Genomic DNA, 702 nt, shown 5'->3' on the forward strand with positions numbered 1-702 from the left:
TCGATGCGCGGCAAATGCTCCGGAAGCTTCCCCCGGTTGCGTCGTGCCGGTCGCTTTCCACGGCCCTCCGCTCCGTCAGGCAGCCTGCCTCCGGTCACGTCGTCGTTGGCGGCGGCATGAGCCGCCTGTGCCCTGATGCTGAAGAGAGACAGCTGTCCGATATCCAGTGTCTCGGAGCGCGGACCGAAGATCGTGCGCTTGTACTGGGACAGGATCATCAGGAGCTTGTCGTTCTCCTGGATCGCAGCGTCGCGTTGGGCGATCGCTGCGTCACGCTCGGTCGCCAGCGTGCTGCATTCCTCCGACAAGGCCGCAAGCCGTGACGATAGCGCCATCACGGTTTGTCGGAGCAATGCTGGATCGGAAGGCAAATCACTCATGCAGAGTGATTCTACAACAACTCTGCATGAGTGACGAACGCCTCTTGATAATGATCAACCTGCTCGTACCGGCTGATCCACAGCTCGCATCGGCACATGCTTCCAGTCCGAGCCATCGAGCAGGACCGAGAGCTGAGCATGAGATAGCGACATGACGCCTTCCTTTGATCGGCGGCCAGGTGAACTGCCCCTCGATTCTTTTGTAGTAAAGGACAAGGCCGCTTCCATCCCAGGTCAGGATCTTCACGCGATCTCGGCGCTTAGAGCGGAAGACATAAAGTCCGCCGTCGAACGGATTGGCTCCAAAGGCCTCGCTCACCAG

General features: G+C 59.7%; 2 protein-coding genes. Both read right to left on the reverse strand.

The window, feature by feature from the left end:
- A partial coding sequence (locus H8A95_RS43360) for a transposase domain-containing protein (RefSeq protein WP_476727263.1) occupies positions 1-380 on the reverse strand: 380 nt, incomplete at its 3' end.
- A complete protein-coding gene (gene tnpB, locus H8A95_RS44675) occupies positions 373-699 on the reverse strand; it encodes an IS66 family insertion sequence element accessory protein TnpB (protein WP_420839551.1) in 327 nt (108 codons plus the stop codon). The genes H8A95_RS43360 and tnpB, both read right to left, overlap by 8 nt.
- Positions 700-702: the final 3 nt, after the last annotated feature.

The sequence above is a fragment of the Bradyrhizobium oropedii genome (genome assembly GCF_020889685.1).
Classification (GTDB): Bacteria; Pseudomonadota; Alphaproteobacteria; order Rhizobiales; family Xanthobacteraceae; genus Bradyrhizobium; species Bradyrhizobium oropedii.